17 protein-coding genes are annotated in these 26,112 nt (G+C 41.4%); 13 read left to right on the top strand and 4 right to left on the bottom strand.

Annotated elements, in window-relative coordinates:
* Positions 1–12: 12 nt before the first annotated feature.
* Complete coding sequence (locus tag QNI22_RS06265) at positions 13–1,605, bottom strand: ABC-F family ATP-binding cassette domain-containing protein (RefSeq protein WP_314509763.1); 1,593 nt, start codon at positions 1,603–1,605, stop codon at positions 13–15.
* 1,103 nt (positions 1,606–2,708) lie between these two features.
* On the opposite strand from QNI22_RS06265, the gene QNI22_RS06260 reads away from it, so the two are divergent.
* The 7 genes from QNI22_RS06260 (at position 2,709) to QNI22_RS06230 (ending at position 12,695) form a co-directional block, all read left to right on the top strand.
* Positions 2,709–3,047, top strand: a complete 339-nt coding sequence (locus QNI22_RS06260) for a PadR family transcriptional regulator (RefSeq protein WP_313988964.1) — start codon at positions 2,709–2,711, stop codon at positions 3,045–3,047.
* A 19-nt stretch (positions 3,048–3,066) separates the two neighbouring features.
* The gene (locus QNI22_RS06255) at positions 3,067–3,432 is read left to right on the top strand and encodes a hypothetical protein (protein ID WP_313988967.1); all 366 of its coding nucleotides are present in this window, start codon (positions 3,067–3,069) and stop codon (positions 3,430–3,432) included.
* A 54-nt stretch (positions 3,433–3,486) separates the two neighbouring features.
* A complete protein-coding gene (locus tag QNI22_RS06250) occupies positions 3,487–6,108 on the top strand; it encodes an ABC transporter permease (protein ID WP_314509762.1) in 2,622 nt (873 codons plus the stop codon).
* A gap of 17 nt (positions 6,109–6,125) precedes the next feature.
* Complete coding sequence (locus QNI22_RS06245; RefSeq protein WP_314509761.1) at positions 6,126–8,777, top strand: ABC transporter permease; 2,652 nt, start codon at positions 6,126–6,128, stop codon at positions 8,775–8,777.
* Between the two features lie 17 nt (positions 8,778–8,794).
* Entirely contained in the window at positions 8,795–11,383 is a 2,589-nt protein-coding gene (locus tag QNI22_RS06240) for an ABC transporter permease (RefSeq protein ID WP_314509760.1), read from the top strand.
* A gap of 158 nt (positions 11,384–11,541) precedes the next feature.
* Positions 11,542–12,459, top strand: a complete 918-nt coding sequence (gene bla / locus QNI22_RS06235; RefSeq protein ID WP_314509759.1) for a class A beta-lactamase, subclass A2 — start codon at positions 11,542–11,544, stop codon at positions 12,457–12,459.
* A gap of 56 nt (positions 12,460–12,515) precedes the next feature.
* On the top strand, positions 12,516–12,695 hold the full coding sequence (locus tag QNI22_RS06230) for a hypothetical protein (protein WP_314509758.1): 180 nt from the start codon (positions 12,516–12,518) through the stop codon (positions 12,693–12,695).
* Positions 12,696–12,705: 10 nt separating this feature from the next.
* On the opposite strand, the gene QNI22_RS06225 is transcribed toward QNI22_RS06230, so the two are convergent.
* A complete protein-coding gene (locus tag QNI22_RS06225; protein WP_314509757.1) occupies positions 12,706–12,984 on the bottom strand; it encodes a hypothetical protein in 279 nt (92 codons plus the stop codon).
* 251 nt (positions 12,985–13,235) lie between these two features.
* Between QNI22_RS06225 and QNI22_RS06220 the strand changes: the two genes are divergently transcribed.
* A complete protein-coding gene (locus tag QNI22_RS06220; RefSeq protein ID WP_314509756.1) occupies positions 13,236–15,704 on the top strand; it encodes a glycoside hydrolase family 95 protein in 2,469 nt (822 codons plus the stop codon).
* A 29-nt stretch (positions 15,705–15,733) separates the two neighbouring features.
* Here the strand turns inward: QNI22_RS06220 and QNI22_RS06215 are convergent, their stop codons facing one another.
* On the bottom strand, positions 15,734–17,656 hold the full coding sequence (locus tag QNI22_RS06215; protein WP_314509754.1) for a tetratricopeptide repeat-containing sensor histidine kinase: 1,923 nt from the start codon (positions 17,654–17,656) through the stop codon (positions 15,734–15,736).
* Between the two features lie 574 nt (positions 17,657–18,230).
* Between QNI22_RS06215 and QNI22_RS06210 the strand changes: the two genes are divergently transcribed.
* From QNI22_RS06210 to QNI22_RS06195, 4 genes are all read left to right on the top strand, one after another.
* Positions 18,231–19,118 carry a helix-turn-helix domain-containing protein gene (locus QNI22_RS06210; RefSeq protein WP_314509753.1) on the top strand — a complete coding sequence of 296 codons (888 nt, stop codon included), beginning with the start codon at positions 18,231–18,233 and terminating at the stop codon, positions 19,116–19,118.
* Positions 19,119–19,489: 371 nt separating this feature from the next.
* Positions 19,490–20,671: an efflux RND transporter periplasmic adaptor subunit gene (locus QNI22_RS06205; RefSeq protein ID WP_314509752.1), complete on the top strand. Its 1,182-nt coding sequence runs from the start codon at positions 19,490–19,492 to the stop codon at positions 20,669–20,671.
* 75 nt (positions 20,672–20,746) lie between these two features.
* Entirely contained in the window at positions 20,747–23,908 is a 3,162-nt protein-coding gene (locus QNI22_RS06200; protein ID WP_314035020.1) for an efflux RND transporter permease subunit, read from the top strand.
* A 104-nt stretch (positions 23,909–24,012) separates the two neighbouring features.
* Positions 24,013–25,437 (top strand): efflux transporter outer membrane subunit, encoded by a 1,425-nt coding sequence (locus QNI22_RS06195; RefSeq protein WP_314509751.1) that lies wholly within the window; start codon positions 24,013–24,015, stop codon positions 25,435–25,437.
* 86 nt (positions 25,438–25,523) lie between these two features.
* Here the strand turns inward: QNI22_RS06195 and QNI22_RS06190 are convergent, their stop codons facing one another.
* Complete coding sequence (locus QNI22_RS06190; RefSeq protein ID WP_314509750.1) at positions 25,524–25,856, bottom strand: hypothetical protein; 333 nt, start codon at positions 25,854–25,856, stop codon at positions 25,524–25,526.
* Positions 25,857–25,935: 79 nt separating this feature from the next.
* On the opposite strand from QNI22_RS06190, the gene QNI22_RS06185 reads away from it, so the two are divergent.
* The gene (locus QNI22_RS06185) at positions 25,936–26,109 is read left to right on the top strand and encodes a hypothetical protein (protein ID WP_314509749.1); all 174 of its coding nucleotides are present in this window, start codon (positions 25,936–25,938) and stop codon (positions 26,107–26,109) included.
* Positions 26,110–26,112: the final 3 nt, after the last annotated feature.

The following is a 26,112-nucleotide window of genomic DNA, read 5'->3' as shown; positions in this document are numbered from 1 at the left end:
CCACATGCAACATCATCCAAGCTCCAGTGTTGTTTCTGCCTGAATCTGTTGTATGAAATACTGATCGTGAGAAATAACCAGTACAGTACCTGTAAAGGCTTGTATCGCATGTGTCAACACCTCCTGGCTATGTATATCCAGATTGTTGGTAGGTTCATCGAGTATTACCATATCCGGAGTATTATCGCTGGCTGCCAGACAGCAGAGAAGTAGTTTCATCTTTTCACCACCACTGAGGTCTGCACATTTTCTGTCCCACATGTCACGGCCAAACTGGTGTTGATAGAGAAGCATTTTGAGTTCATGTTCCTGTAAGTGCCGGGTATTGAATTTCTCTATTTGTTCCACTATGGAATACTGAGGTTTTATAGCTGAATACTCCTGATCCATATAAATATAGTGAAAGTCCGCTCTGTACACTTCTCCTTCGGAAGGTGATAACTTGCCGGTTATGAGATGCAAAAGAGTAGTTTTGCCTGCTCCGTTGTTTCCTGATATGCGTATTCTATCACCTGAACGAATCTGGAAGGACAGGGGAGAAGACCACAGCTTTTGCTGTGTATACGCAAAGTTGATGGCTTTAGCCGCTATCAGATTTTTTCCCTGATGGAGATCGGATTTTCGCAGATCAACCTGTAATACTTTAGAAGCTTGTATCTGTGTTTTGAGTTCTTTGAGGTCTTCTGAAATACCGCTGATCTTCTCATTGTGTGCTTCTTTGAGCTTGGCTGTACTTTGCTCAGCCTGTCCTTTGCGGCTATTGGCAATGATACGGGGTAAAGCAAGCTTTTGTCCGTGAGCTTTTCCCCGAGCCTCTTTCTTGTGGCGTTGTTCTGCTACTTCCCTGGCCTTTTGTTGTGCCTGTTTTAATGTCTTTTCTTTGTCATCTACCTGTTCCTGCAAAGCCTGTAGTTTGGTTTCTTTCTGTTCTTTATAAAAATCATAATTGCCTCCATACACCTCAATGCCATTGTGGCTGAGTTCCAGTGTAACAGGGAGTAGATTTAACAATGTTCTGTCGTGACTAACTACTACAATGGTGGCTTTGCTGCCACTGATAAATGCATAAAGAAGATCACGACTGTGCGTATCCAGGTGATTGGAAGGTTCATCCATCAGAATAATTTTGGGAGAATGGATGGATATGCCTGCCAGAAAAACTTTGGTTTTTTCTCCTCCACTCAGCGATTGAAGGGTTTGGCCTAGATCCAGATGCTGGAGCTGCCAGAGTTCCAGAGCTGCTTTTACCCGTTCTTCAATCTCCCAGTCATCATCCAGTGCTGTAAAATGTTCAGGAGAGGCATCTCCTTGCAGGATAGCCCGTAGTGCCTTTATTTTCTGATCTACACCCAGCATTTCTGCTAGGCTAAAGGCATCGTACTGCCCCATATGCTGAGGAACATAATAGGGTTTTTCTGAGAGAGTTATGTCTCCCTCAGATGCCTGCAGGCGGCCTGCCATGATTTGTAAAAGGGTAGACTTGCCAGTGCCATTTGGACCAATGAAAGCCGCTTTCTCTCCTGTAGCAAGAGACAGCGTGAGATTACGAAATAATACTTCCCGATCGGGATGGATATAGGAAATGGATCTGAGGATGATACTCATAGCAATAAAGAGGATAAATAAATGGAGAGAATAGAGTATAGAGAGGCTACACAAACCGAACGGATTTGCAAAGCATCGATAAGAGATAAAAAGCAGGGCTTTTTGCTAAGGTATCTATTACATCGTATCTAAGTTTAGCCAATACAGGTAGGAGATCTGTAGTTGACAAATGAATATATATTACCAAAATGCTCCAGAAGGGGCTGAAACCGCATGATGGTATATGACCATCATTTACTTAGATATTCTCATTGTAGTAATGAATTATGTTTGTAATGCTACAAAGGTAAAACAGATAACCGGAAAAACAAAATTTGTCGTTATTGATTGGCGATTCTGTAAATAGGCTGAATTTGATACATATCTATTCATAACCGGAGTTCTGGTCATGAATGAAATGAAAAAAATATTTTAAGACTTCCAGTTGAAATCGTTTTTGACCATAGTTCGAATCATTTTTGCGTTTGACCAGAATACTGATCACTTTCAAGAAATATTCGAATAATGGTCAATTTCTTGTTTGACCGGAATTTAGTTCACTGTCATAAACGACCGGAGTTTAGTTCAAAATAGAAAAAGCACTAAGATTATAGTCTGTTTTTGTCTAGATTTTTGAGTAAATGTCTGATAATCAATAGGGGTAAGAAGGGTAAGATGCGGGTAAGTTGCGGGTCAGATGTAAGTAGTTGATAATCAGTTAGGGTAAGAAGGGGTAAGAATATTTTCTATACTACGTGTGTTATATATATTATATAAAAGAAAATAATAAATATAGCATATACTAACCCTTTCTGCTCCTATTCTTCTGCTACCGTTTAGCTCTAAACATCTTACCCTTCTTACCCGCATTGATTATCAATCACTTATATCTTGCCCGCAACTGACCCGCATCCGACCCTTCTTACCCCTTGATATAGTTTCAAACTATCAAAATGCTTTCTCTTAACAGACAAAGTTGTTCACTACCGGACAAAGAGTGTCCGGTAGTGAACAACCAACATATCCACTATACCTGCTAAAAGCCCATTTTAAGGCGTTTAGAGCCTGTCTACATTATGGCATATGATTTGGTTTGCAAAATGATAACTAATCAATACCATCCTATGCGGAGAGCTTTTCTGGGAGAGTTTGAAGAACTCATTTTACTGATTGTAGCTGCCTGTACCGAAGATGCCTATGGTGTAACTATCTGGGAGCAGGTACAGGAGCAGACAGGCCGGAGTATTACCATCAGTGCTGTACATGCTACTTTATATCGTCTGGAGGAGAAAGGATTTCTGTCTTCACAGATGGGTGGGGCCACTGCCGAGCGGGGAGGGCGCAGAAAACGATTTTTTTCACTGACAGTAGCAGGTAGCAGGGCACTGATAGAACTGGAACAGATGCGCCAGAAATTATGGAAAGCTATTCCGGAAGGTAAACTTCAGATACTCGGTCAGTAACTACTAAAACGTCTGTGTGATGAATAAAGAATTACTATATACAAATGAACATAAAAGGTCTTACAGAACATTCTGGCGGTGGCATATAGGAATCGATTTGCTTTTGCTTGTTCCGTATGTCTGGGCAGGCAGTGATGCCTTATACCGCTTTTATTATGGTCTATCGCTTAGAGATGAGCATGCCTTGTTGAATCTTCAGATTCTAACAGGAGTGTTTTTGGGTTATCTGGCTCATAGTACTTATCTGATATGTTGTATGGTTTATTTTTTCTTTACAAAAGATTTTCGGGTAGTCGGCTATCTCTCTTTTTACACTGTATTAATTGTGCTGCTAACATGTAGTGCGTATGCCTGTACAGCAGCTTTGCTTGTTTTTGGAATGTAATAATACTGCACACTCTATTGATACGATTTTACTGACTGTTTGATTCTGTTGATTATGAATACCAAAAATCATCCTACACAACCCCCTCGCTGGGCAGACCGCCTGCTGGAATGGTTTGTATCAGATCATCTGCTGGAAGACGTGCAGGGCGATTTGTATGAGATCTATCAGCGAAGAGTCAAACTAGTAGGTATAGCCAAAGCCCAAAGAGAATACGGCTGGAATGTGATCCGGTATATTAATCCGTTTTTCAGAAAACAAAAAACTACTCACTATACTCAACCTTTGATATCAACAACTATGTTACGAAACTATTTTATTATCACCTGGCGGCAGCTACTGACTAACAAAGCTTATAGTTTCCTGAATATAGCCGGACTGGCTACAGGCATGAGTGTAGCCTTACTGATTGGACTATGGGTGTATCATCAGTACTCCTATGACCGTTTTCTGCCGGATTCTGAGCAACTGTATCAGGTGAAACGTAACTTTGATGAAAATGGAGATAATACACTTACTTTTAATACTACCTCACTAAAACTGACAAATGTACTCCGTAGTGAAGTTCCCGAAATAGAGTATGTAGCAGAAAGTGACTGGATGGGGTCACATGGATTAAAAGTAGGGGAGACAAAGTTATTTAAGAATGGAGCAGTGATAGGACGTGATTTTTTGCAAATGTTTCAGTATCCACTACTGGAAGGAGATCCCAAAACTGCATTACATTCGGCCTATTCCATTGTACTTACAGAATCAACAGCCAAAGCTTTGTTTGGCGATGAAAACGCCATGGGAAAGATCGTGCGCTTTGATAATGACAACGATCTGAAGGTGACAGGCATTTTAAAAGATATTCCTTCCAACTCTTCCTTTCAGTTTAATTTCCTGGTTCCGTTTGACTACTATGAGCAAACCAAATCCTGGATAAAAGAGGCCCGTACAGGCAGCTTTGGAAATAATTCTTTCCAGATTTTTGTCAAGTTGAAAAAAGGTGCTGATTACGATCAGGTTCTCGCAAAAATAGGACCTATCGAACATACGGAAAAAGATAACGTCAATGCAATGCGATCTACAGTGATTATGCAGCCATTACAACGATGGCATTTATACTCCGAATACATCAATGGCAAGGATAGTGGTGGGTTTATTGAATATGTGCGTATTTTTAGTGTAATCGGAGTGTTGGTATTGCTTATTGCCTGTATCAACTTTATCAATCTGACTACTGCCCGCAGCGAAAAACGGGCGAAAGAAGTAGGTATTCGTAAGTCCATCGGTTCCGAACGCAAACAGCTTATCGCACAGTTTCTGGTAGAAGCTGTAGTATTCACAGGAATTGCCTTTGTACTGGCGTTCTTCCTATCCTGGGCTATCCTACCTGCATTTAACGCTCTAACAGCCGCACACATACATATTCCTTTTGCCAATGTATATTTCTGGCTTATCACAATAGGATGTGTTCTGATTACCGCTTTGCTGGCAGGTAGCAGACCCGCCTTTTATCTGTCTTCCTTTCAGCCTGTCAAAGTGCTGAAGGGGGCTATGCGAATGGGAAAAACAGCTTCCTTACCCCGCAAGGTATTGGTAGTCACCCAGTTTAGCTGCTCAATCGCGTTGATTACAGGAGCTATTGTCATCTACCAACAGGTTCAGTATGCCAAAGACCGGCCTACCGGATATGATGTAAACCGACTCTTGTCAACGAGTGTAAATGGAGATCTGCAAAAGAATCATACTGCATTGAAAAATGAAATGCTTCAGAAGGGAATCATCGAATCCGTTACTACTTCTTCCAGTCCGGCAACAGATATTTCCTGGCATTCTACTCCTGAACAATGGCCTGGAAAACGTGCAGGTGAAACAGTAGAGTTAGGGGTGATTATCACAGACAACGAGTATTTTAAAACAATGGGAATGGCAATAAAAGATGGGCGAAATTTCTTTAGTGCAACAGATACCAACAGTGTTATTTTTAATGAAACAGCGATTAAGCGCTTACGCTTAGAAAATCCGATAGGTCAGCTAATTACTTTTAACGAAAAGCAATACCAGATTGCAGGAGTAGTAAAGGATGCTCTTATGATGTCTCCTTTCACAGCGGCTGATCCCACTATGTTTTTATGTACACCTGATGTACAGGATGAGATGATGTATCGGTTGTCACCACAGATCAAAACACAGGACGCTCTCCAGCAGCTTACAGCATTATTCACGAAGTATAATCCTTCGTATCCCTACACCTATGAGTTTACCGATGTAACGTATGCCAAAAAGTTCAATCTGGAAGTACTAATCGGAAAGCTGGCAGGGATCTTTGCAGGCTTAGCCATCTTTATTTCCTGTCTGGGATTGTTTGGCCTGGCTGCTTATATGGCCGAACAACGCACCAAAGAGGTGGGTATTCGTAAAGTATTGGGTGCTTCGGTATTTAGTCTGTGGGAACTACTCTCCAAAGATTTTCTGGCACTTGTACTGATTGCCTTTGTGATCGCAACACCTATATCCTGGTACCTGCTCAATGGATGGCTCTCCAAGTATGCTTACCATACACAAATTTCCTGGTGGGTGTTTGTGCTGACAGGCTTGGGTGCCTTAGGCATTGCGCTGGTTACTGTAAGTTTTCAGGCAATCAAGGCTGCCTTAATGAATCCTGTCAAGTCATTACGCTCTGAATAAGCACACTGAATAAATCTATGGAACCCATTCCAAATCCCCCTCGTTGGGCAGATCGTTTGCTGGAATATTTTGTATCAGATCGCCTGCTGGAAGATGTGCAGGGCGATCTGTATGAAATCTATCAGCGAAGAGCTAAGATGGTAGGTATAGCCAAAGCCCGTAGGGAATATGGATGGAATGCTGTGCGGTACATCAATCCCTTTTTCAGAAGTTATAAATCCAATCATGACACTCAACCTTTATTCTCTACTTCTATGATTCAAAACTATATAAAAATAGCCCTGCGTTCTCTCTGGAAAAGTAAAGGCTATGCCACTATCAATATACTAGGCCTTTCAGTGGCCTTCTGTATCTGCACATTTTTATTCTTAACTGCCTACAATCAGCTTACTTTTGACTCCTTTCATGCAGATAAAGACCGAATTTATCAGGCCTATTTGTTTTTTAATAATCCTGATAAGCCAGAGCGAAGAGGACAGTTACCACTTCCGTTTGTTCCTGCTATCAAAGCTGAATATCCGGAGGTAGAGGCTGCTACACGTTTTGTGAACGAGAGAAGCCTTATCGAATACAAAGACAAATCGCTGGATAAAGTAATACGTTTGGTAGATGCAGATTTTCTGAAGATATTTTCATTTCCTCTGATCAAAGGAAACCGGCAAACGGCTTTTCAGGAGCTAGGAAATATTGTATTAAATGAGACAACTGCCAATGCCTTATTTGGCACAGAAGATCCGATAGGAAAGCAGATTCAACTCAAAGACAATGGAGAAACAAAGAGCTACATCGTAACTGGAGTGCTGGCAGACGCCCCCACCAACTCGACAGTGCGATATGATGTGCTAGTCCGGATTGAGAATATACCCGGATACCACAGCCGACAGAATCAGTGGGATGATTTCTCTCATACAGTATATGTAAAGCTTGCTGAAAACACCGATCCTGAAGTCCTTCAGAAAAAGCTGAAATCATTCTCGCAAAAGTATTTTGCTCCTACCGTTGAAACCCTGAAAAAGAAGGGTGCCCGACCCGATCAGCGTGGCGATATCGCTGCTGTGCGGTTTCAGAATCTATCCAAGCTTCACTTTGATAGTGAGCTCTCTGGTGGACCTCCTGTGACGGTTGTATATGTACTGCTGGGTATAGCTCTCTTTATTCTGCTTATCGCTTGCTTTAACTTTATTAATCTAAGTATAGCCCGATCCTTTACCCGTGCCCGTGAGGTAGGTGTGCGTAAATACCTGGGGGCTTTGAAGAGTCAGCTCTTTATGCAGATATGGGGTGAAACAACGGTAGTATGTTTTCTGGGACTGATGGCGGGAGTAGTGCTGGTAGTGCTGCTGGTGCCAGAGTTTAATGCCGCATTTGATGGGAAAATTAGCCTGAACTATGTGCTTCAGCCAGGGGTTATTGTAGGGATACTGGTCATGTTTCTCTTTGTAACCTTGCTGGCAGGTGGCTATCCAGCCTGGCAGATGTCTCTGTTCAATGCTATTGAAGTACTCAAGGGCAAAATTACATTAAAGCGTCCTGGCTTTCTGCGTAATTCGCTGATCGTAACACAATTTGCCATGTCGTGTCTGCTTACCTGTTGCACCATACTGGCTGTTCAGCAAACAGATTATCTGCGTTCTGTGCCACTGGGCTTTGAAAAAGAACAGATTATCAGTATTCCGGTTGGCAACAAGTATGAGGGCAGACAAGTACTACAAAGGATGCGAAATAAGTTCGCCAATGATCCTTCGGTGATTGCTATCAGTGGTTCCAATGTAAATCTGGGACGCGGCAAGGATAATTCTACAAGTCGCGCAATGGTCGGATTTGATTACAAAGGGAAGAATATAACTACGGATTGGCTGCTGGTAGATTACGATTATCTGAAAACCCTCAACATCAAGTTATTGAATGGACGAGAGTTTGAACGTGGCTATGCAGCGGATTCAGTTGATAAAGTAGTGATTACAGAAAGTATGGCGCAGGCACTTGGCGAAAAACAAGCCGTCAACTCCTATTTTCAGGTAGATAGTGGGGGAACCAAGTACCAGGTAATCGGACTAATTGCCGATTATCATTTGTATTCCCTTGCCCAGAAAAAATCGCCAATTACTATGCATATTTCCAGCACTGAAGGAATCAGCTACATTTTTGTTCGTGTAGCTCCGCAGAGTGTAAAAACAGCAATGACCAAGATGAGAGACACCTGGAAAGAGGTGGCTCCGGGTGCTGAATTTATTGGCTCGTTTGTAGATGAAAACGTCGACAGCTGGTATAAAAGCGAAGAGAAAATGTCACAGATATTTTCAATTGCTTCTTTGGTTGCTATTCTATTGTCCTGTCTGGGATTGTTTGCGGTAGCTCTATTGGTAGTAGAACAACGCACCAAAGAAATCGGTATCCGTAAAGTGCTGGGTGCCAGCATTGCTAACCTGATCCTTATTCTTTCCAAAGATTTTCTCAAGCTGATTCTGATCGCATTGGCAATAGCTACTCCACTGGCTTGGTTTGGTATGCAACAGTGGCTCAATAGCTATCCATACAAGATTCAGATCAATGCCTGGGTATTTGTAGGAGTAGGAGTGGCAGCAGTCTCAATTACTTTACTGACAGTAAGTTTTCAGGCAATTAAGGCTGCTTTAATGAATCCTGTCAAGTCATTACGTTCTGAATAAGCACACCGAATAAACTCATGGAACCCATTCCCAATCCCCCCCGCTGGGCAGATCGTTTGCTGGAATATTTCGTATCAGATCATCTGTTGGAAGATGTGCAGGGCGATCTGTATGAAATCTATCAGCGGAGAGCTAAGATGGTAGGTATAGCCAAAGCCCGTAGGGAATATGGATGGAATGTGATTCGCTATATCAATCCATTCTTTCGAAAACAAAAGTCTGGTCACTACACTCAACCTTTATTTTCTGCTACCATGATCCGAAATTACGTAAAAATAGCTGTTCGGGGATTGCTCCGTCACAAAAGCTATGCTTTTATCAATATTGCAGGGTTGGCATTAGGACTTGCGGCTACGATTGTTATTCTTCTGATTGTTCGCAATGAATTGACCTATGATAGTTTTCATGCCAAGGCAGACCGAACGTATAGAGTGACTGTACGTGCCCTGGATTATAATCCAAGTGTGTCTTTTGCTATTGCACCTGCCTTGAGAAATGATTTTCCGGAAGCTGAAAATATTTCCCAGTTTTGGCACTGGCAGGAGGGAATGATAAAAATAGGGTCTGAACGGTATAGTGAAAAAGCACTTGCTTTTGCAGATGATCAGTTTGTTCAGGTATTTAATTTTAACTGGTTAGAGGGAAATCCGAAAACGGCTCTTCAGTCCCCCAATTCTATTGTACTTACTGAATCTGCGGCACAAAAGTATTTTGGAAAGGAAAATCCTATCGGTAAAACTATTCAGCTAGAAAATCGCTGGGATTTAAGAGTAACAGGTGTGATGAAAGATCTTCCTTCCAATACACATTTTTCGTTTCGATTTCTGATATCCTGGGCAACCATCCAAAAAGATGCCGAGAAATCTCCCTTTTGGAATATCCAGGGCGGTTTTACCTATGTTACTCTTCCAGAGAAGGTATCTGCCCAAAAAGTAGAAGCACTACTTCCTGCTTTTGTAGATAAAAACTGGGGAAAGGATATTGCAAAGGAGGCCAGATTACTATTGCAGCCTTTACAGGAAATCCATTATGATAAACGTTATATGACACATGTTGTTAAAACCAGAACCAAAGAAAGTATTTATGGACTACTGGGGGTCGCTGTGTTTATCATACTATCAGCCTGTATCAACTTTGTGAATCTGGCAACCGCACAAGCTATCAGACGTGCTAAAGAAGTAGGTGTGCGAAAAACCATGGGTGCTTACCGGCGACAGTTGATAGGTCAGATGCTTGGTGAGACTTCTACACTGGTTTTTATAGCAGTTATGATAGCTATGGTATTAATTTCCTTTTTTATTCCAGTCTCAGAAACATTACTGGACATCAGGCTTAGCAGTGCACAGATTATGGAACCTGATGTACTGGGAATTATTGCCGGAATCGTTTTGCTTACTATTTTGCTGGCAGGATTGTATCCGGCACTTATTCAATCTGGCTTTGAGCCTGTTCAGGCTCTTAAGTCTAAGATTACAGATCAGTCTGTAGGTGGGGTTGGTTTACGTAAGGGATTAGTGGTCATACAATTTGTCATTACACAAGCCATTATTATTGCTACATTGATTGTAGCCAGTCAAATGGATTTTTTCCTGAACCAGGATTTAGGGTTTACGAAAGATGCTGTTATTTCCTTTCCGGTTGGAGAGAAAAGAGAAGTTTTGCTACAAAAACTGGCAACTAAGCCCGGTGTACAGCAGATAAGTCTGGCTTCCGCTGGTCCGGCATATAATTCAAGCTTTGCCCCTTTTATAGCCCCCGAGTTTGGAGTAACAGAAAATCAGGTGACAGAGTTAAAACGTATTGATGAAAATTATATGGATATGTTTCAGCTAAAGCTTCTGGCAGGAGAACCTATACGAAAAGTCAATGGAGAAGATAGCATAAAGAGAATTGTAGTGAATCAGGCTTTGATCCGGAAACTGGGTATTTCCGATCCTCAGAATGCTATTGGAAAAAGGATTCGTGGTGCAGGAGATCCTTGTGTAATTATAGGAGTGGTTAAAGATTTTCAGAGTGAGTCCAAACATGCATTAATCCGACCCTGTATATTGTCCTATGATCCCAAAAAATTCTGGCAGGCCAATGTAAAACTCCGTCCGGAGCAGATGCATGAAACGCTGACATCTATTGAGGCTGACTGGACTGCACTAAACCCTGAGTCTTTGTTTACTTATGAATTTCTGGATGAACACATTGCAAAAAAATATGCACAGGAACAAAATGTATACAATGCTTTCAGACTTTTTGCTACAATAGCTATTCTGATAGGATGTTTGGGCTTGTATGGTTTGGTATCACTTATGACAGTACAGAAGACAAAAGAAGTAGGGATACGAAAAGTATTGGGTGCGTCAGTTAGTAGCATTGTATTGTTGTTTTCACGTCAGTTTATATGGCTTGTATTCATTGCGTTTGCCATCGCCGGGCCGCTCGTCTGGTATTTTATGAATCAATGGCTACAAGAGTTTGCATATCATATTCAGTTAGGTCCGGTCATTTTTCTGATTTCACTAATCATAACTATTCTTATTGCTGCTCTTACTATCGGATATCAGAGTATTAAAGCAGCTTTGGTTAACCCGATTAAAAGTTTACGTTCTGAGTAGAAGAATAACCGCTTTGGTAGAGTAAATACCCTGCGCTCTTCAACCTATCTGGTTGGAGAGTGCATTTTTTATGGTAATTGAATCCAACTAAATGAAAACCACATAGAGTATGTTAATGGGTTCTCCAATTTGCTTTATCTTAAACACCTGATTTATTTATGTTTTTTGTCTATATGAACTACCTTCAAACCACTACATTTCGTCTCGTTACTATTTTCCTTCTTTGCTCAACAGTGGGGTTTAGCCAATCAATTACCAGAAAAGAAGTTGAGGGCAAAATTGCCAGTCTCATTCGTTCTTCTCACTCTGATGTAGGGGTTGCTGTGCTGGATCTGGATTCCGGAGAAAAGATGGGATTCAATGATAAAAAACATTACCCTATGCAGAGTGTCTTTAAATTTCACCTGGGATTAGCTGTATTGAAAAAGGTAGATGAAGGTGTTTTGTCATTGGTCCAGATAATTGATGTGAAAAAAGAAAAGCTGGATACAAATACCTGGAGTCCGATGATAAAAGATTATCCCAATCAGGATCTGCATGTTTCGATAAAGGATCTACTCAGATACACCGTAGAACAAAGCGATAACAATGCCTGTGATATCTTATTTGAACTAGTGGGTGGACCTGCAAAAGTCAATGCTTATATCCATAGCACAGGAGTACAGGATATTCAGATCTCTGCTACAGAAGGTGAGATGAAAAAGGCATGGTCTGTTCAGTTTACCAACTGGTCTACACCAATAGCTGCTGTTCAGCTACTTGAAAAATTCTATAAGGGAAACCTCCTCAAGAAAGTGCAGCATGACTTTTTATGGGAACTGCTGGTACGTTCGATACGATCTGAACGCCTTCAGGCCGCCTTACCAAAGGATGCAGTAGTAGGACATAAATCTGGTACTTCAGGCCGGAATGCACAAGGTGTGCGGGCTGCTTTTAATGACATTGGTATTGTGAACTTGTCTAATGGAAAACATTTTGCTATTGCTTTGTTTGTATCAGATACTAAAGAAAGTGATGAAGCTACAATACAACTTATGAAAGATATAACAAAAGTTGTATGGGAATATTATAAATGAGAAGGAGGTATCATGGCAACTTTCCTGCTTTGCGGGATGTAGTTGAATAGTATAATATGGACAATCCTTCTCTTATCCAGTGTGCCGTTACAGTAGACGAAAGCTTTCGTCCGGTTATTTCGCCTATTTTACGAAAATTAAAGCTGACACTTCAGGAAAGGCAGGATCTGGAAGATTTTTTACGAATACTAGGAACTATACCTCAACGCGTTAATCCTCCAGATCTTCCTTTGTAAATAATAGTTTTTAACAATTATCAGGTGCACTGCCTGGCACACGAAATATATGTTGTATCTGTATCTGATTGATATGAGTAAGCTTTGTACCCCACTGTAGTTTGTTCGCATGGGCAAACATCTGTTCAAGACTGGCAAAGTTAGCTGTCATATCAGGGTTAAGATGGACACAGTGTATAGACTCTGGCTTGATTAAAAAGCGAATATTTTGGGTATTGACTACAAGTATTCCGTTGAGTCCTTTTTTGATTAGTTTGGCCCCACTTAGCTGAGGATCTAGCTCCGACATGCTTCTGTATTTTAGTTAGTTACTTCGTAACGCAGATGCGATTTGCAAAAAAACAACCACATTACAAAATCAAATTGTAAGCCATATATTGGTTGGTATTGTGCTATTGTATTTTGTTGATATATTGGTGGCAATACTTCCTAACGATTCCTGTCTATCTTACAATTTGTAAGGCAGAAGAGACTATATTTTGTACTATGCTTTTACAGACTTTAATACATATTTTAGACAGGTTCCATACGAATAGGCAAATGAGAAAATATTTATATACGCTTTTTTGCATTGTCTTTTTCTGTGTATTCGTAAATGCACAGAATGATTTAAAACTATGGTATAAACAACCTGCTGGAGAACAATGGGCTGCAGCCTTGCCCGTTGGCAATGGCTATATAGGTGCTATGGTATATGGCAATCCAGAGCAGGAAAAAATCACACTGAATGAAGGGACAATCTGGTCTGGAAGTCCGCATCGGAATGACGATCCTGAGCTATTATCTGTATTACCAGAAGTCCGAAGGTTAATTTTTGAAGGGCAACAAAGGGAAGCACATAAATTGGTGGATAAAACTATTGCTTTTAAGAAAAAAGCTAATGGGATGAAGTTTGAACCTGTAGGTAGTGTTTGTCTGAATTTTAAGGGGCATGATAAACCTTCAGCATATTATCGGGAACTGGATCTGGCAACTGCTAAAACTACTACAATTTATACTGTTGATGGGATTACCTTTAAGCGGGAAGTGATAGCTCCACTCCAGGAGAAAGTAGTTGTAATTCGCTTGACAGCCAGTAAGCTTCAAAGTCTTACATTTACAACATTTTTGCAAAGTCCTCAAAATAATTCCCGAGCCACTTTAGACAATAACATGCTTGGGTTAGCTGGCCATACGAGTACACATGAGGGTGTTGAGGGTAAAGTAAAATTTCAGTCCTATGTAAAGATACATACTGAAGACGGACAGATAAGCCAGACAGATACATCTATATCTGTTGATAAAGCATCTTCTGCTACATTATATATCACTGTAGCAAGTAATTTTGTGAGTTACAATGATATTTCCGGAGATGAAGTAGTAAAAGCAAGATCATATCTGAATACAGCTACTTCTAAAAAGTATGCAGATATTCTGAAAATGCATAGTAAAATCTATCAGTCATACTTTAATCGTGTAAAGATGGATCTGGGGAAAACGGATGCTATGAAAGACCCCACAGATGTCCGTTTACGAAATTTCGCGACAGGTGATGATCCTCAGCTTGTCGCTTTATATTTCCAGTTTGGCCGTTATCTGCTTATCTCTTCTTCAGCGCCTGGTGGGCAACCTGCTAATTTGCAAGGTATATGGAATGCTACAATGAATCCGCCCTGGGATTCAAAATATACCATCAATATCAATACGGAAATGAATTACTGGGGAGCAGAAGTTTGTCATCTGGAAGAGATGCATGAGCCTTTACTACAAATGGTTAAAGAATTGTCACAGACAGGACAGCAAACTGCCAGGACTATGTATGGTGCAAGAGGGTGGGTTGCCCATCACAATACGGATTTATGGCGTACAACAGGTCCTGTGGATGCAACTTATTATGGCATGTGGCCAATGGGAGGTGCCTGGCTGAGCCAACATCTGTGGCAAAAATATCTGTATTCAGGTGATAAGCAATATCTCTTATCTATTTATCCATTATTGAAGGGTGCATCTCTGTTTTTTGTAGATTTTCTTACAGAACATCCTGTAAAACATTGGTTGGTAACAGCCCCTTCCATGTCTCCTGAAAATGCACCATATACACATCCGGGGATCTCTATGGATGCTGGGGTAACGATGGACAACCAGCTTGTATTTGAATTACTTTCTACCACAGCCAGAGCCTCTGAACTTCTGGAAACAGATAAAGAGTTTCGGGATTCTTTGCAAACTATCATTAAACGATTACCGCCTATGCAGATAGGGCAATATGGACAACTGCAAGAATGGATGGATGATCTGGATGATCCAGCAGATAAACATAGACACATTTCACACCTATATGGGTTATTTCCTGGTTATCAGATTTCTGCTTATCGTACTCCTGAACTTTTTGCTGCCGCCGCAACTACTTTGAATCAGCGAGGTGATGTTTCTACTGGATGGTCTATGGGATGGAAGGTGAATTGGTGGGCACGTTTGTTGGAAGGCAACCGTGCGTTAAAATTGATCCAAAGCCAGTTAGTGCCAGTTGAAGAAGCTGTTAAACGGAAAGAAGGGGGAGGTGGCACATACCCTAATTTATTTGATGCACATCCTCCCTTCCAGATTGATGGAAATTTTGGTTGTTCTGCTGGTATTGCAGAGATGTTGCTTCAGAGCCATGATGGGGCTATACATATACTGCCAGCCTTACCAGATGCATGGAAGAAAGGATCTGTTAGTGGTTTACGTACGCGGGGTGGTTATGAGATAGTATCGCTGATATGGAAAGAAGGAAAAGTACAAAAACTTATCATTCGTTCAACTTTAGGCGGAAACTGCAGGCTGAGAGTTTCAAATGAACTCAAAGGAAAAGGGATAAAGCTAGTAAATGATGCAATTCCTAATGTCAATCCTTTTTTTCAGCTACAAGCTACTCCTGTTCCTGTTATTTCAGAAAAGGCACCTCTAACTCCAGCTCGATTGTCTACTACCTGGTTGTATGATATACAAACTTTGCCAGGTGGAGTGTATGTGCTGACAGGAATATGAGAATGATTTGATAGAATATTATTTGTAGATTATTGGATCAGATCATCTTCTGAAACAAGACTTGATTGTATTACATCACTACAAGGTGCTTGTGGTAGATGAATAGAGAAGGTACTTCCTGCACCTTTCTGACTTCTTACAGTTATCTTTCCATTGTTCTTGCGTATAAATTCCTGACATAACACAAGCCCCATCCCTGTGCCTTTCTCTCCTTCTGTTCCCTGGGACTGGCGGACGTTGTCCAGTTTGAACAGATTCTCCATTTTTTCGTCTGTCATACCCTGACCGTTATCTTCTACTGATAGAATTACTGTAAGATGGTTCTCTTCCGCAGATATAGTAATACATCCTTGACGAGAAGTAAATTTGATTGCATTATTGACCAGATTTCGGAGTACAAATTCAATCTGGTTGGAGTCAACATATATAGTAAGATTGGACGGTATATCTGTACGAAGAGTTATTTGTTTCTGTTGGGCAATATCTCCATAGGTGTCTTTGATTTTCTCTACAAGTTCAGCAACAGAAGTAACTGAAAATTCTGGAGGGCTAGCCTGCATTTGAGAATGTGCCCAGATAATCAGATTATTAGCTAGACCAAGTGTGTTATGCAGTTTTTTGCTGAACTCATCCATGATAGATTGAAGTTCTTTGGGTGAAAACATCTCCATATCCTGGGCCAAGAGATTTACCAAACCACTCATACTATTGAGAGGAGATACCATGTCATGGGCAATGATCTTAAAGAATTTATCCTTAGCTGCATTATTTTCTTCCAGCTTCTGGGACTTCTCATGGATAATATCTTTCTGTTTTAACAACTCAGTAACCAACTTTCTTCGGGTCAGATAAAGAAATAACACCACAATACAAACCAGACACAGTAATGTAGATATAACAATAGTAAGCGTCAGCAATTGTTTCTGATCCTCAATTACTTCCTGTTTTAGCGCATGCTGCCGAACGAGTTGTTGATTATCATTGGATAGTTTGAGTGCATCCAGTACAGACCCTACCATTGCTGCTTTATCCCGATTTTGCCATACAATGAGATCGTCATTGGCTTTGGTATACTCATCAAGCAGTTGTTGAGCAGCCGGAAAATTTTTCTTTTGAAGATAATAACTGCTCAGATATTGGTAGGAAGTCCGAAGATGAAGGGAGTAAATGTTATTTTTCGACAATAAAAATGCTTCCTTGAGATAGTTGCATTCCTGTTCTGCCTGTCCATTTTGATGAGCAATTCGACTTAGTTGGATCATTGCATCAGCTGCTGATTCTTTGATCGCATTTTTGCCAAGCGTTTTGTAGAGTTGCAACACCCGATGAAAACTTCTGGCTGCATCTGCAAATTGATTTTCCCGAAAATGAATAGATCCTTTTAACCGATAGCCCAGCATCAGACCCCGCTGAAAATATAAAGACTGATAAATGCGAATACACTCTTCTGCATGTATAGATGCATCCTGCAGTTTTCCTGAGAAAAATTCTGCATCTCCCAGATTATACAGACAGATAGCGGTTCTCTCTGCCAGTTGTTTTTGTTGGAAAATATCCAACGCTTTATTATGATAATTTATAGCTTTAGCATATGACTGATTATTTTTATACAATACACCCAGCGTCATATAACAATTGCCTAAACCTACTGTATCATGTATTTGTTCAAATAGATGGATGGCTTTCTGGACAAATTCCAGTGTAAAGTAAAATGACTCCTGAGCCGCATACATAGAAGCCAGATTTCGGTATGCATATGCCTCGCCTTGCTTATTGCCTGTTCGAAGACTGAGTTCTAATGCACTTTGCGCAAACCCTGCCCCCTGACTGGCAGATATGTAGGCATATTCTCTGGATAAATAATTCAGGGATTCAATTCGTACAGAATCTGTAAGAGTTGAATCTGCAAGTTTTGTCTGCAGACTATCTACAATTGTATTTTGAGCGTTCAAAGGAGAGCTTATAGCCAACCACCCAATAAACATCACAAAAAATAATTTATACCAGGATATACCACTCATCTACTACAAACAATTAATTGGATTATCTTTTGTCTCGGGGTTATCTATTATATTTATTATCTGTCAGCAGCTTATGTAATTAAAATTTAGACGAATAATGGATATGTGGATACCAAACTGCTTATTAGATGGATTTATGAAAATAAAGAGTATCTGCTGATTGAATAGTTTACTATTAAGCTTCAGAATGGATCTTATTCTGAAAACAAACAACTAAGATGTATTTGCGGAATCAACATACGTATCAGTTTTGAAGACTACATAATACGTATGGATGTATAGTATGGCTCGTAGAAGTATTACCGGTTGCTAAGTAATAAAAAAACACATAGAAAAGCAATTTCTCCTGAATGGGAACTTTCAGATACAGTATGCCATTGTAATACTGAAAGATAAACAGGAAGCGCTATCACCCTTTATTTCATTTCTAACGAAATGCCAATGGCTTTCTCATCCTGATAAATACTTTTAACTAGCTCCTATTATACTTAACCTCTACAAACCTATGCTTGAAAGATCTTTGGTTGATATCCCTTTATACCGGCTGGAAGAATGTTCCAATGGGTCTTATTTTATAGTGGAAAAGTGGACCTATGAAGATGATGAATGTCCGTTACTAAATGAACCTCACCGTAATGATGGATATGGGGTAGATTTGTTGCTGACGGGCAGTGCTAATTATTCTATTGATTTTAAAGAATTTACTGTACATGCCCCTGCATTGGTACTGATCGGCCCTGAGCAGATCCACAAGAAAAGTATTGAGCCAGGTACAGAACTGATTACAATTGCCTTTATGAGTTATTTTCTGACCAATGAAACAGAAGATATGGTGGGCTACCTGGAATGTATGCTTCGCTCAAATGTGATAGAGCTGGATCAGCGACAGTTAAGAGATATTCTGCCTTTGACAGAGTACTTACTTCGTGAGTCCGAAACAAATCAACCTTACAAGGATTCTGTTGTTCGCAATCTGTTGAATACATTTCTGATTGCGTGTGCCCGAATGCAGAAAACCTGTGTCAGTCAATACATGGCCAATATAGAAAAAGGACAGTTAGTGAGTCGATTCAGATTATTGGTGAACCAGCACTTTGCTCAAAAAGTACAGGTTTCTCAATATGCGGAGTTGTTGCATGTGACCCCCGGTCACCTCAATGATACCATTAAGGCTGCGGTTGGAAAAACAGCCAAACAGATTATTGATGAGAAAAGAGTGCTGGAAGCCAAGCGGTTACTGTTCTGGGGTAATAGCGCTGTGAAGGAAATCAGCTGGAAACTGAATTTTGAAGATGATGCCTATTTTCATCGGTTCTTTAAGAAACATACCGGATTAACTCCACTGGAATTTCAACTATCCGCGAAAAGTGCAGTTGGTTCCGTAATTATGTAAATCATTTTATACCGGAAGCCTTTTACCTTTGTCCTATTGATTCTTAACTATTACAGGACATAGACACACACCTATTCTCCTATGGCTTCCGGTATTTTTACTTGCACAGGTCCGCAGTTAGTCTGTTGTTGCCACCACTGACCTGAAAGTATATCCCTATCTCTGTTGAAGATTGGTGCTGGTATGAATAATGCATGCCTTGATATTCCCATGCCTTTGACTCCATAACCTGTTTGTCAACAGAAGTTGCCAGTAGATTTAATAGACAGAATTTCCAATAAGAAAAACTTTCAGAGAGAAAGTCTGATGGGAATGCTATGTACTGAAAGATAAGAGCCAGATATATTTTTTAACTATTAACCGTATAATCTATGCAACCGTTAAACCATTCAAAACTCGTTTCTGCAATTACTAATGTATTTCTTCATAGTCTGTTGCTAGGCCTTCTTTATGCCTGTGGCGGTAATTCGGAACAAGCTGGAAACCAGATGGAAACACCAGAAATTCCGGTGTTGGAAGTGAAGTCGATGTCTGCCAGTACCCATCGGGATATACCTGCTACCCTGGAAGGAAAAGTAAATATCGAGATTCGACCCCAGGTAGATGGCTATCTGGAAAAGATTTATATTGATGAAGGCGCCTTTGTGACAAAAGGGCAACCTTTATTCCAGATCAACGAGGCTCCTTACAGAGAGCAGTTACACACTGCAGAGGCTAGCCTGCTGGCAGCCAAAGCGAGTGTAACCAAAGCAAAACTGGAAGTGGATCGTCTGACTCCTCTGGTACAAAATAAAGTAGTATCGGAGATACAACTTCAGTCGGCCCAGGCTGCCTATGAAGCTGCCAAAGCCAATGAGGCTCAGGCGCAGGCTATGGTGTCCAGTGCCCGGATTAATCTTGGATACACACACATTACCGCTCCTGTGAGCGGATATATAGGAAGAATTCCCTACAAAACCGGCAGTCTGGTAGGCCGCAGCGAACCGCAGTCTCTTACAGTTTTATCTGATGTCAATGAGATGTATGCCTATTTTTCCATGAGTGAAGCTGAGTTTTTACAGTTTAAGGAAAGGTTTCCCGGCAATACCATTCAGGAGAAGATTAAACATCTTCCTCCGGTTCAGTTAGTGCTCTCTGATAATAGCTTGTTTCCTCAACCTGGAAAGATAGAAACGCTGGAAGGTCAGTTTAACAAAACGATGGGCTCTATCAGCTTCAGAGCCAGTTTTCCTAATCCGGGAGGCTTGTTACGTTCTGGAAACACAGGCAAAGTCCGGCTACCTAATCTGTATAATACCGCCATGGTAATTCCTCAGGAGGCTACCTTTGAATTACAGGACCAGGTGCTGGTATTTACAGTAACAGATAGCAATAAGGTAGTTAGCCGGCCTGTGCAGATTGCAGATCAGAGTGGCAATTATTATCTGGTGGGCAATGGGATAAAAGCAGGCGAGCAGATAGTTTTTGCCGGACATAACCGGTTACGTGATGGTGCGTTGATCAAACCGCAACGCGTATCCTTGGATAGTTTGTTACAAGCGAATCCTTTGTAAGCATACTCCATTTTATCCTGGAATTCAACCTCATAAGGGACCTATATTTTAGGTCTCCAGCTAACTCTTTATCTTATGTTACAGAAATTTATTGAAAGACCCGTACTGGCTACGGTTGTCTCCATCCTCCTGGTGCTACTGGGAGTCATATCACTGGTGTCTTTACCGGTGACACAGTTTCCGGACATTGCTCCACCCAGCGTACAGGTACAGGCCAATTATCCGGGTGCCAACGCCGAAGTGGTGGCCCGTTCGGTAGCTACTCCTATCGAAGAAGCTGTCAATGGAGTGGAAAACATGACCTACATGACCTCTAACTCCAACAATGATGGCACTATGACACTGAGTGTCTATTTCAAACTGGGAACCGATCCGAATCAGGCAGCTGTCAATGTGCAGAACCGGGTAGACAAAGTAACCAGTCAATTGCCACAGGAAGTTATTCAGGCAGGGATCAGTACACAGAAGCAACAGAACAGTATGATTATGGTACTGAACCTGTTTAGCGATGAAGAACGCTACAATGAAACGTTTCTGCAAAACTATGCACGTATCAATATCATTCCTGAAATTCAGCGTGTACCGGGTGTTGGACAAGCTATGACTTTTGGCTCCAAGGACTATGCTATGCGAATCTGGCTGAAGCCTGATCGTTTGGCTGCGTATCAGTTATCTCCACAGGAGGTGATGGCTGCTATTCAGGAGCAGAACCTGGAAGCTGCACCTGGTCGGTTGGGTGAGAATAGCCTGGAATCGTTTGAATATGTAATCAAATACAAAGGCAAACGTAACAAAGGAACTCAGTTTGAAGATATTATTCTGAAAGCGAATCCGGATGGTTCGTTTCTGCATCTGAAAGATGTGGCTCGTGTAGAACTGGGTTCATTTACATACAACAACAATACCCATGTAAATGGCAAACATGGCATCGGGATTGCCATTTACCAGACAGCAGGCTCCAATGCCAATGATATTCAGACACAGATCAATGCGTTGTTCAAAAAAGCTACTGAAGCTCTTCCTGCAGGTATAGATCATACTATTATTTATAGTACTAAAGAGTATCTGGATGAGTCTATTGAGCAGGTAAAACATACACTGGTAGAAGCATTTATACTGGTGGTAATTGTGGTGTTTATCTTCCTGCAAAATTTCAGAGCTACCCTGATTCCTGCTGTTGCAGTACCTGTAGCTATTATTGGTACGTTTTTCTTCATGCAGTTATTCGGCTTCAGTATCAATTTGCTGACATTGTTTGCCTTGATTCTGGCGATTGGTATTGTAGTGGATGATGCCATTGTGGTAGTGGAAGCGGTGCATACCAAAATGGAAGGAACACATCTGTCTCCACAGATTGCTACGATTCGTTCCATGCAGGAGATTTCAGGTGCTATTATATCTATCACACTGGTAATGTCGGCAGTATTTATTCCGGTAGGTTTTATGCAAGGTCCTGCTGGTGTGTTTTATCGGCAATTTGCTTTTACATTGGCTATTGCCATTCTGATTTCTGCTATTAACGCCTTGACACTGAGTCCTGCGTTGTGTGCACTATTGCTGAAAGACCATTCAGAAGAGAGTTCTCACGGCAAACAAAACTTTGCAGATCGGTTCTTTCATTCCTTCAATTCAGGATTTGAAGCAATTACCAATAAATATGTAGGTGCACTTCGGTTTCTGGTTCGCCGGAAATGGTTGGCAATTGCCGGTCTCGTACTGGTGACCGGTGTTACCGTATGGATTGTGCGTAGTACGCCAACCGGTTTCATTCCTAATGAAGACCAGTCGTTTATGGTATATTCGATTACCATGCCTGCGGGTTCTTCCCTGCAACGTACACAGCATGTGGTGGAAAAAGTAGATAGCATTCTGGCTAGTATGGATGCGGTTCGGGAATACATAGGAGTAACCGGAATGAATATTCTAACCAACTCCATTAGCTCCAATTATGCAGTAGGTTTTGTGAGACTAAAGCCTAACGAAGAGCGGGGAGAGGTACGTGATCTCAATCAGGTAATGCAACTGGCAAATCAGAGGTTGGCCAGTATCAAGGAAGCCAACGTGTTGTTATTCAATTTGCCTACAGTACCAGGCTTCAGCAACATGGGGGGATTTGAGTTGATGTTGCAGGACAGAGCCAGTGGTTCACTGGACGGATTGGGACAAACTGCCAATGCTTTTATTGGCGAGTTGATGAAACGCAAAGAGATAGCGTTTGCTTTTACTACATTCAGTACCGCCAATCCGCAACTGATGCTGGAAGTAGATGAGAAAAAAGCCAAACAACTAGGTGTCTCCATCAGCAGTTTATTACAGACTATGCAGGTATACTACGGTAGCAGTTTTGTGTCAGACTTTAACCGGTTTGGGAAGTTCTACCGGGTTATTATACAGGCAGAAGCAGATCAGCGTGCAACGCCAACATCTCTGGCAGGTATATATGTGAAAAACCAGACAGGGGAGATGGTACCTGTAAATACACTTGTCTCTCTGAAACGGGTATTTGGAACCCAGACAGTAACCCGAAACAACCTGTTCAACTCTGTAATGATCAATGGGCAGCCTGCTCCTGGTTATAGTTCTGGTGATGCTATCAAAGCAGTAGAGCAAGTTGCCAAGAAACACTTACCACGTACCTATTCCTATGAATGGACAGGTATGTCGAAGGAAGAAATTGCTTCTGGCGGACAATCCGGTGTGATCTTCCTGTTGTGTCTGGTATTTGTGTACTTCCTACTGGCAGCTCAGTTTGAGAGTTATATTCTACCTTTCTCTGTCATTCTGTCTATACCTCCGGGAATTTTGGGTGTGTTCCTGTTCATCAATCCTGCTGGAATTGATAACAATATTTATGTACAGGTAGGATTGATTATGTTGATAGGGTTGCTTTCTAAAAATGCCATTCTGATTGTCGAATATGCTTTACAACGTCGTCAGGCAGGCATGGGCTTGCTGGCATCAGCTCTGGAAGCGGCAAGGCTTCGATTACGACCTATTCTGATGACATCCTTTGCCTTTATTGCCGGATTGGTTCCTTTGATGCGGGCAACAGGCTCCTCTGCGATGGGAAATAAATCCATCAGTATCGGTGCTGCAGGAGGGATGCTTACAGGTGTAGTACTAGGGTTGTTTATTATTCCGGTTCTGTTTGTGATTTGCCAGCATGTACAGGAAAAAATAAAACGTCCAAAATCTGTAGTCAAACATCATGAAGAAGTAGAAGCTGTGGCTCCCTAGTAATCTATAACAGTCTATTCTTCAGATCTTACAAAATCTGAAGAATAGACCACTACTCAACTTGCCAGCTTGCATGGCAACTGTACATAACTATTAATAAATCTATGAAAAATAAATATAAAAGAACTTCACAGTCCCTACTGTATGTAGCTGGGCTGTGGCTTCTCCTGTGGGTTGCAGGCTGCAAGGCCGGAAAAGATTATCAACGGCCCTCTGTAGCGTTGCCTGCTCAGTTTCACACGGTAGCTGCTACCGATTCCAGTATAGTTGATATCAGCTGGAATCAGTTATTTCCTGATCCTGTATTACGTCAATGGATAGACAAAGCACTGACGCAGAATTACGATATGCAACTAGCTATCAAACGAGTAGAAACCGCAGAGGCATACGTAAAACAATCACGTGTAGCACTCTTACCTGCAGTCAATGCTCAGGTGGCTGCTTCCAGTACTACCCCATCCAAAAACAGTTTGAATGGACTTAGTCTGGAAAACTTTTTAGGTCGAAACCATCTGGAAGATTACACAGCCCAGCTTACATTATCCTGGGAGCTTGATATCTGGGGGAAAATTCGTCGGCAGAACGAAGCAGTACGAGCAACCTACTTACAATCTGCAGAAGCCAGCCGGGCTGTGAAAACACGTTTGATCGCCAATGTATCACAGAACTATTTTAACCTGCTGATGCTGGAGCAACAACTGGAGGTTGCCCGCCAGAATAAACTGCTAAGTGATACCATCGTACAGATGATGCAATTGCAAAAGACTGCCGGGGAAGTGACAGAACTGGCTGTACAGCAAACTCAGTCTCAGGCGCAGGCAGCAGCACTGCTGGTGTCTCAACTGGAACAGGAAATCACGATTCAGGAAAATGCCTTACATATTTTGGCAGGTGAGTTGCCTGGAACACCCGTTGCACATTCGCGTCTGAATGATTTTCAATTATGGACTGACGTAAAAACAGGAATTCCTGCACAGGTAATCAGCAAACGCCCGGATGTACGAGCCAGTGAAATGGAGCTGGTGGCAGCCAATGCGCGGGTAGGAGCTGCACAGGCCAATCGCTATCCAACTCTAAATATTACCGCTGCAGGTGGTGTAAATGCCTTTCAGGCAAGTGAATGGTTTGTTGTACCTGGGTCATTATTCGGAACCGTAGCGGGTGGAATAGCTCAGCCTGTATTTCAACGTAGAGCATTGAAAACCCAACTGGAAGTTGCTAGAATACAAAGTCAGGAGTCAGAACTTCGGTTTCGACAAACTGTGCTTAATGCAGTAGGAGAGGTTTCAAATGCACTTGTCCGGATTGAAAAGTTACAGGAACAACAGCAAATAGCATCCAATCGGGTAGAAATACAGAGAGGAGCTATTCAGAATGCTCAGGCTCTGTTTAAAAGCGGGATTGCTAATTATCTGGAAGTTATCACAGCACAAAGCAATGGTTTACAAGCTCGGTTAGATCAGGCTTCTATCAAGCGCCAGCAACTGGATGCCATGGTAGAGTTATACCGATCACTGGGTGGAGGTTGAAAGTTAATAGTTAGTAATGGAAAAAACCTTCCTTGTTTTGAGGAAGGTTTTTTAGTTTTAGATAGGCACAAAGTTATTTAGCTTTTTTAATAGGAAGGATAATAGCGTATCTCAAAAGTGTTTCCCAACTCATTGACCAGTTGCTGGTATATTTCGACTCCTTCTTTTTGGTAGGCTTCTCTTTCTGACTCACTGGTAAAGTCTGAATCAGGAGGATAATTACTATTGAATGTCAATTGAAATTGACTATCCCATTCTTCCAGTCTTTTCTTTAACGCGCTAGTTATAAGAAGTGAATCAATAGATATATTGTGATGTATTCCTTCTGCATCTGCTATCCATATTGGATAACACTCAAATTCAGGCATTAGCTTCATTCGTTGTTTCACAAGATCATCTGTTTTATAATGACTAAACATAATTCATCCCAAATTTTGAGGCAAAGAACTTGATTGAAATACATAGTTCACAAAAACAAAGATGCTACAAAGAGAGACCATGACTTCAATCGTGGTAGGTGGTGTAGGTGCTTTGGCCTTCCTTTTCCCGCGAGGTTGGCCTTTGACCAGTGGGCGGGAGGATCGGGAAAAGGTGCCCTTTTTTGCTTCGTTTTTTGGGAAAGCAAAAAAGGAAGAAGCTATAAGAAGAAAAATGATTGGGACAATAAACTAATGA

The organism is Xanthocytophaga agilis (genome assembly GCF_030068605.1).
GTDB lineage: Bacteria > Bacteroidota > Bacteroidia > Cytophagales > 172606-1 > Xanthocytophaga > Xanthocytophaga agilis.
The sequence above is the reverse complement of the archived record's forward strand: the minus strand, read 5'-3'. Positions and strand labels throughout refer to the sequence as shown.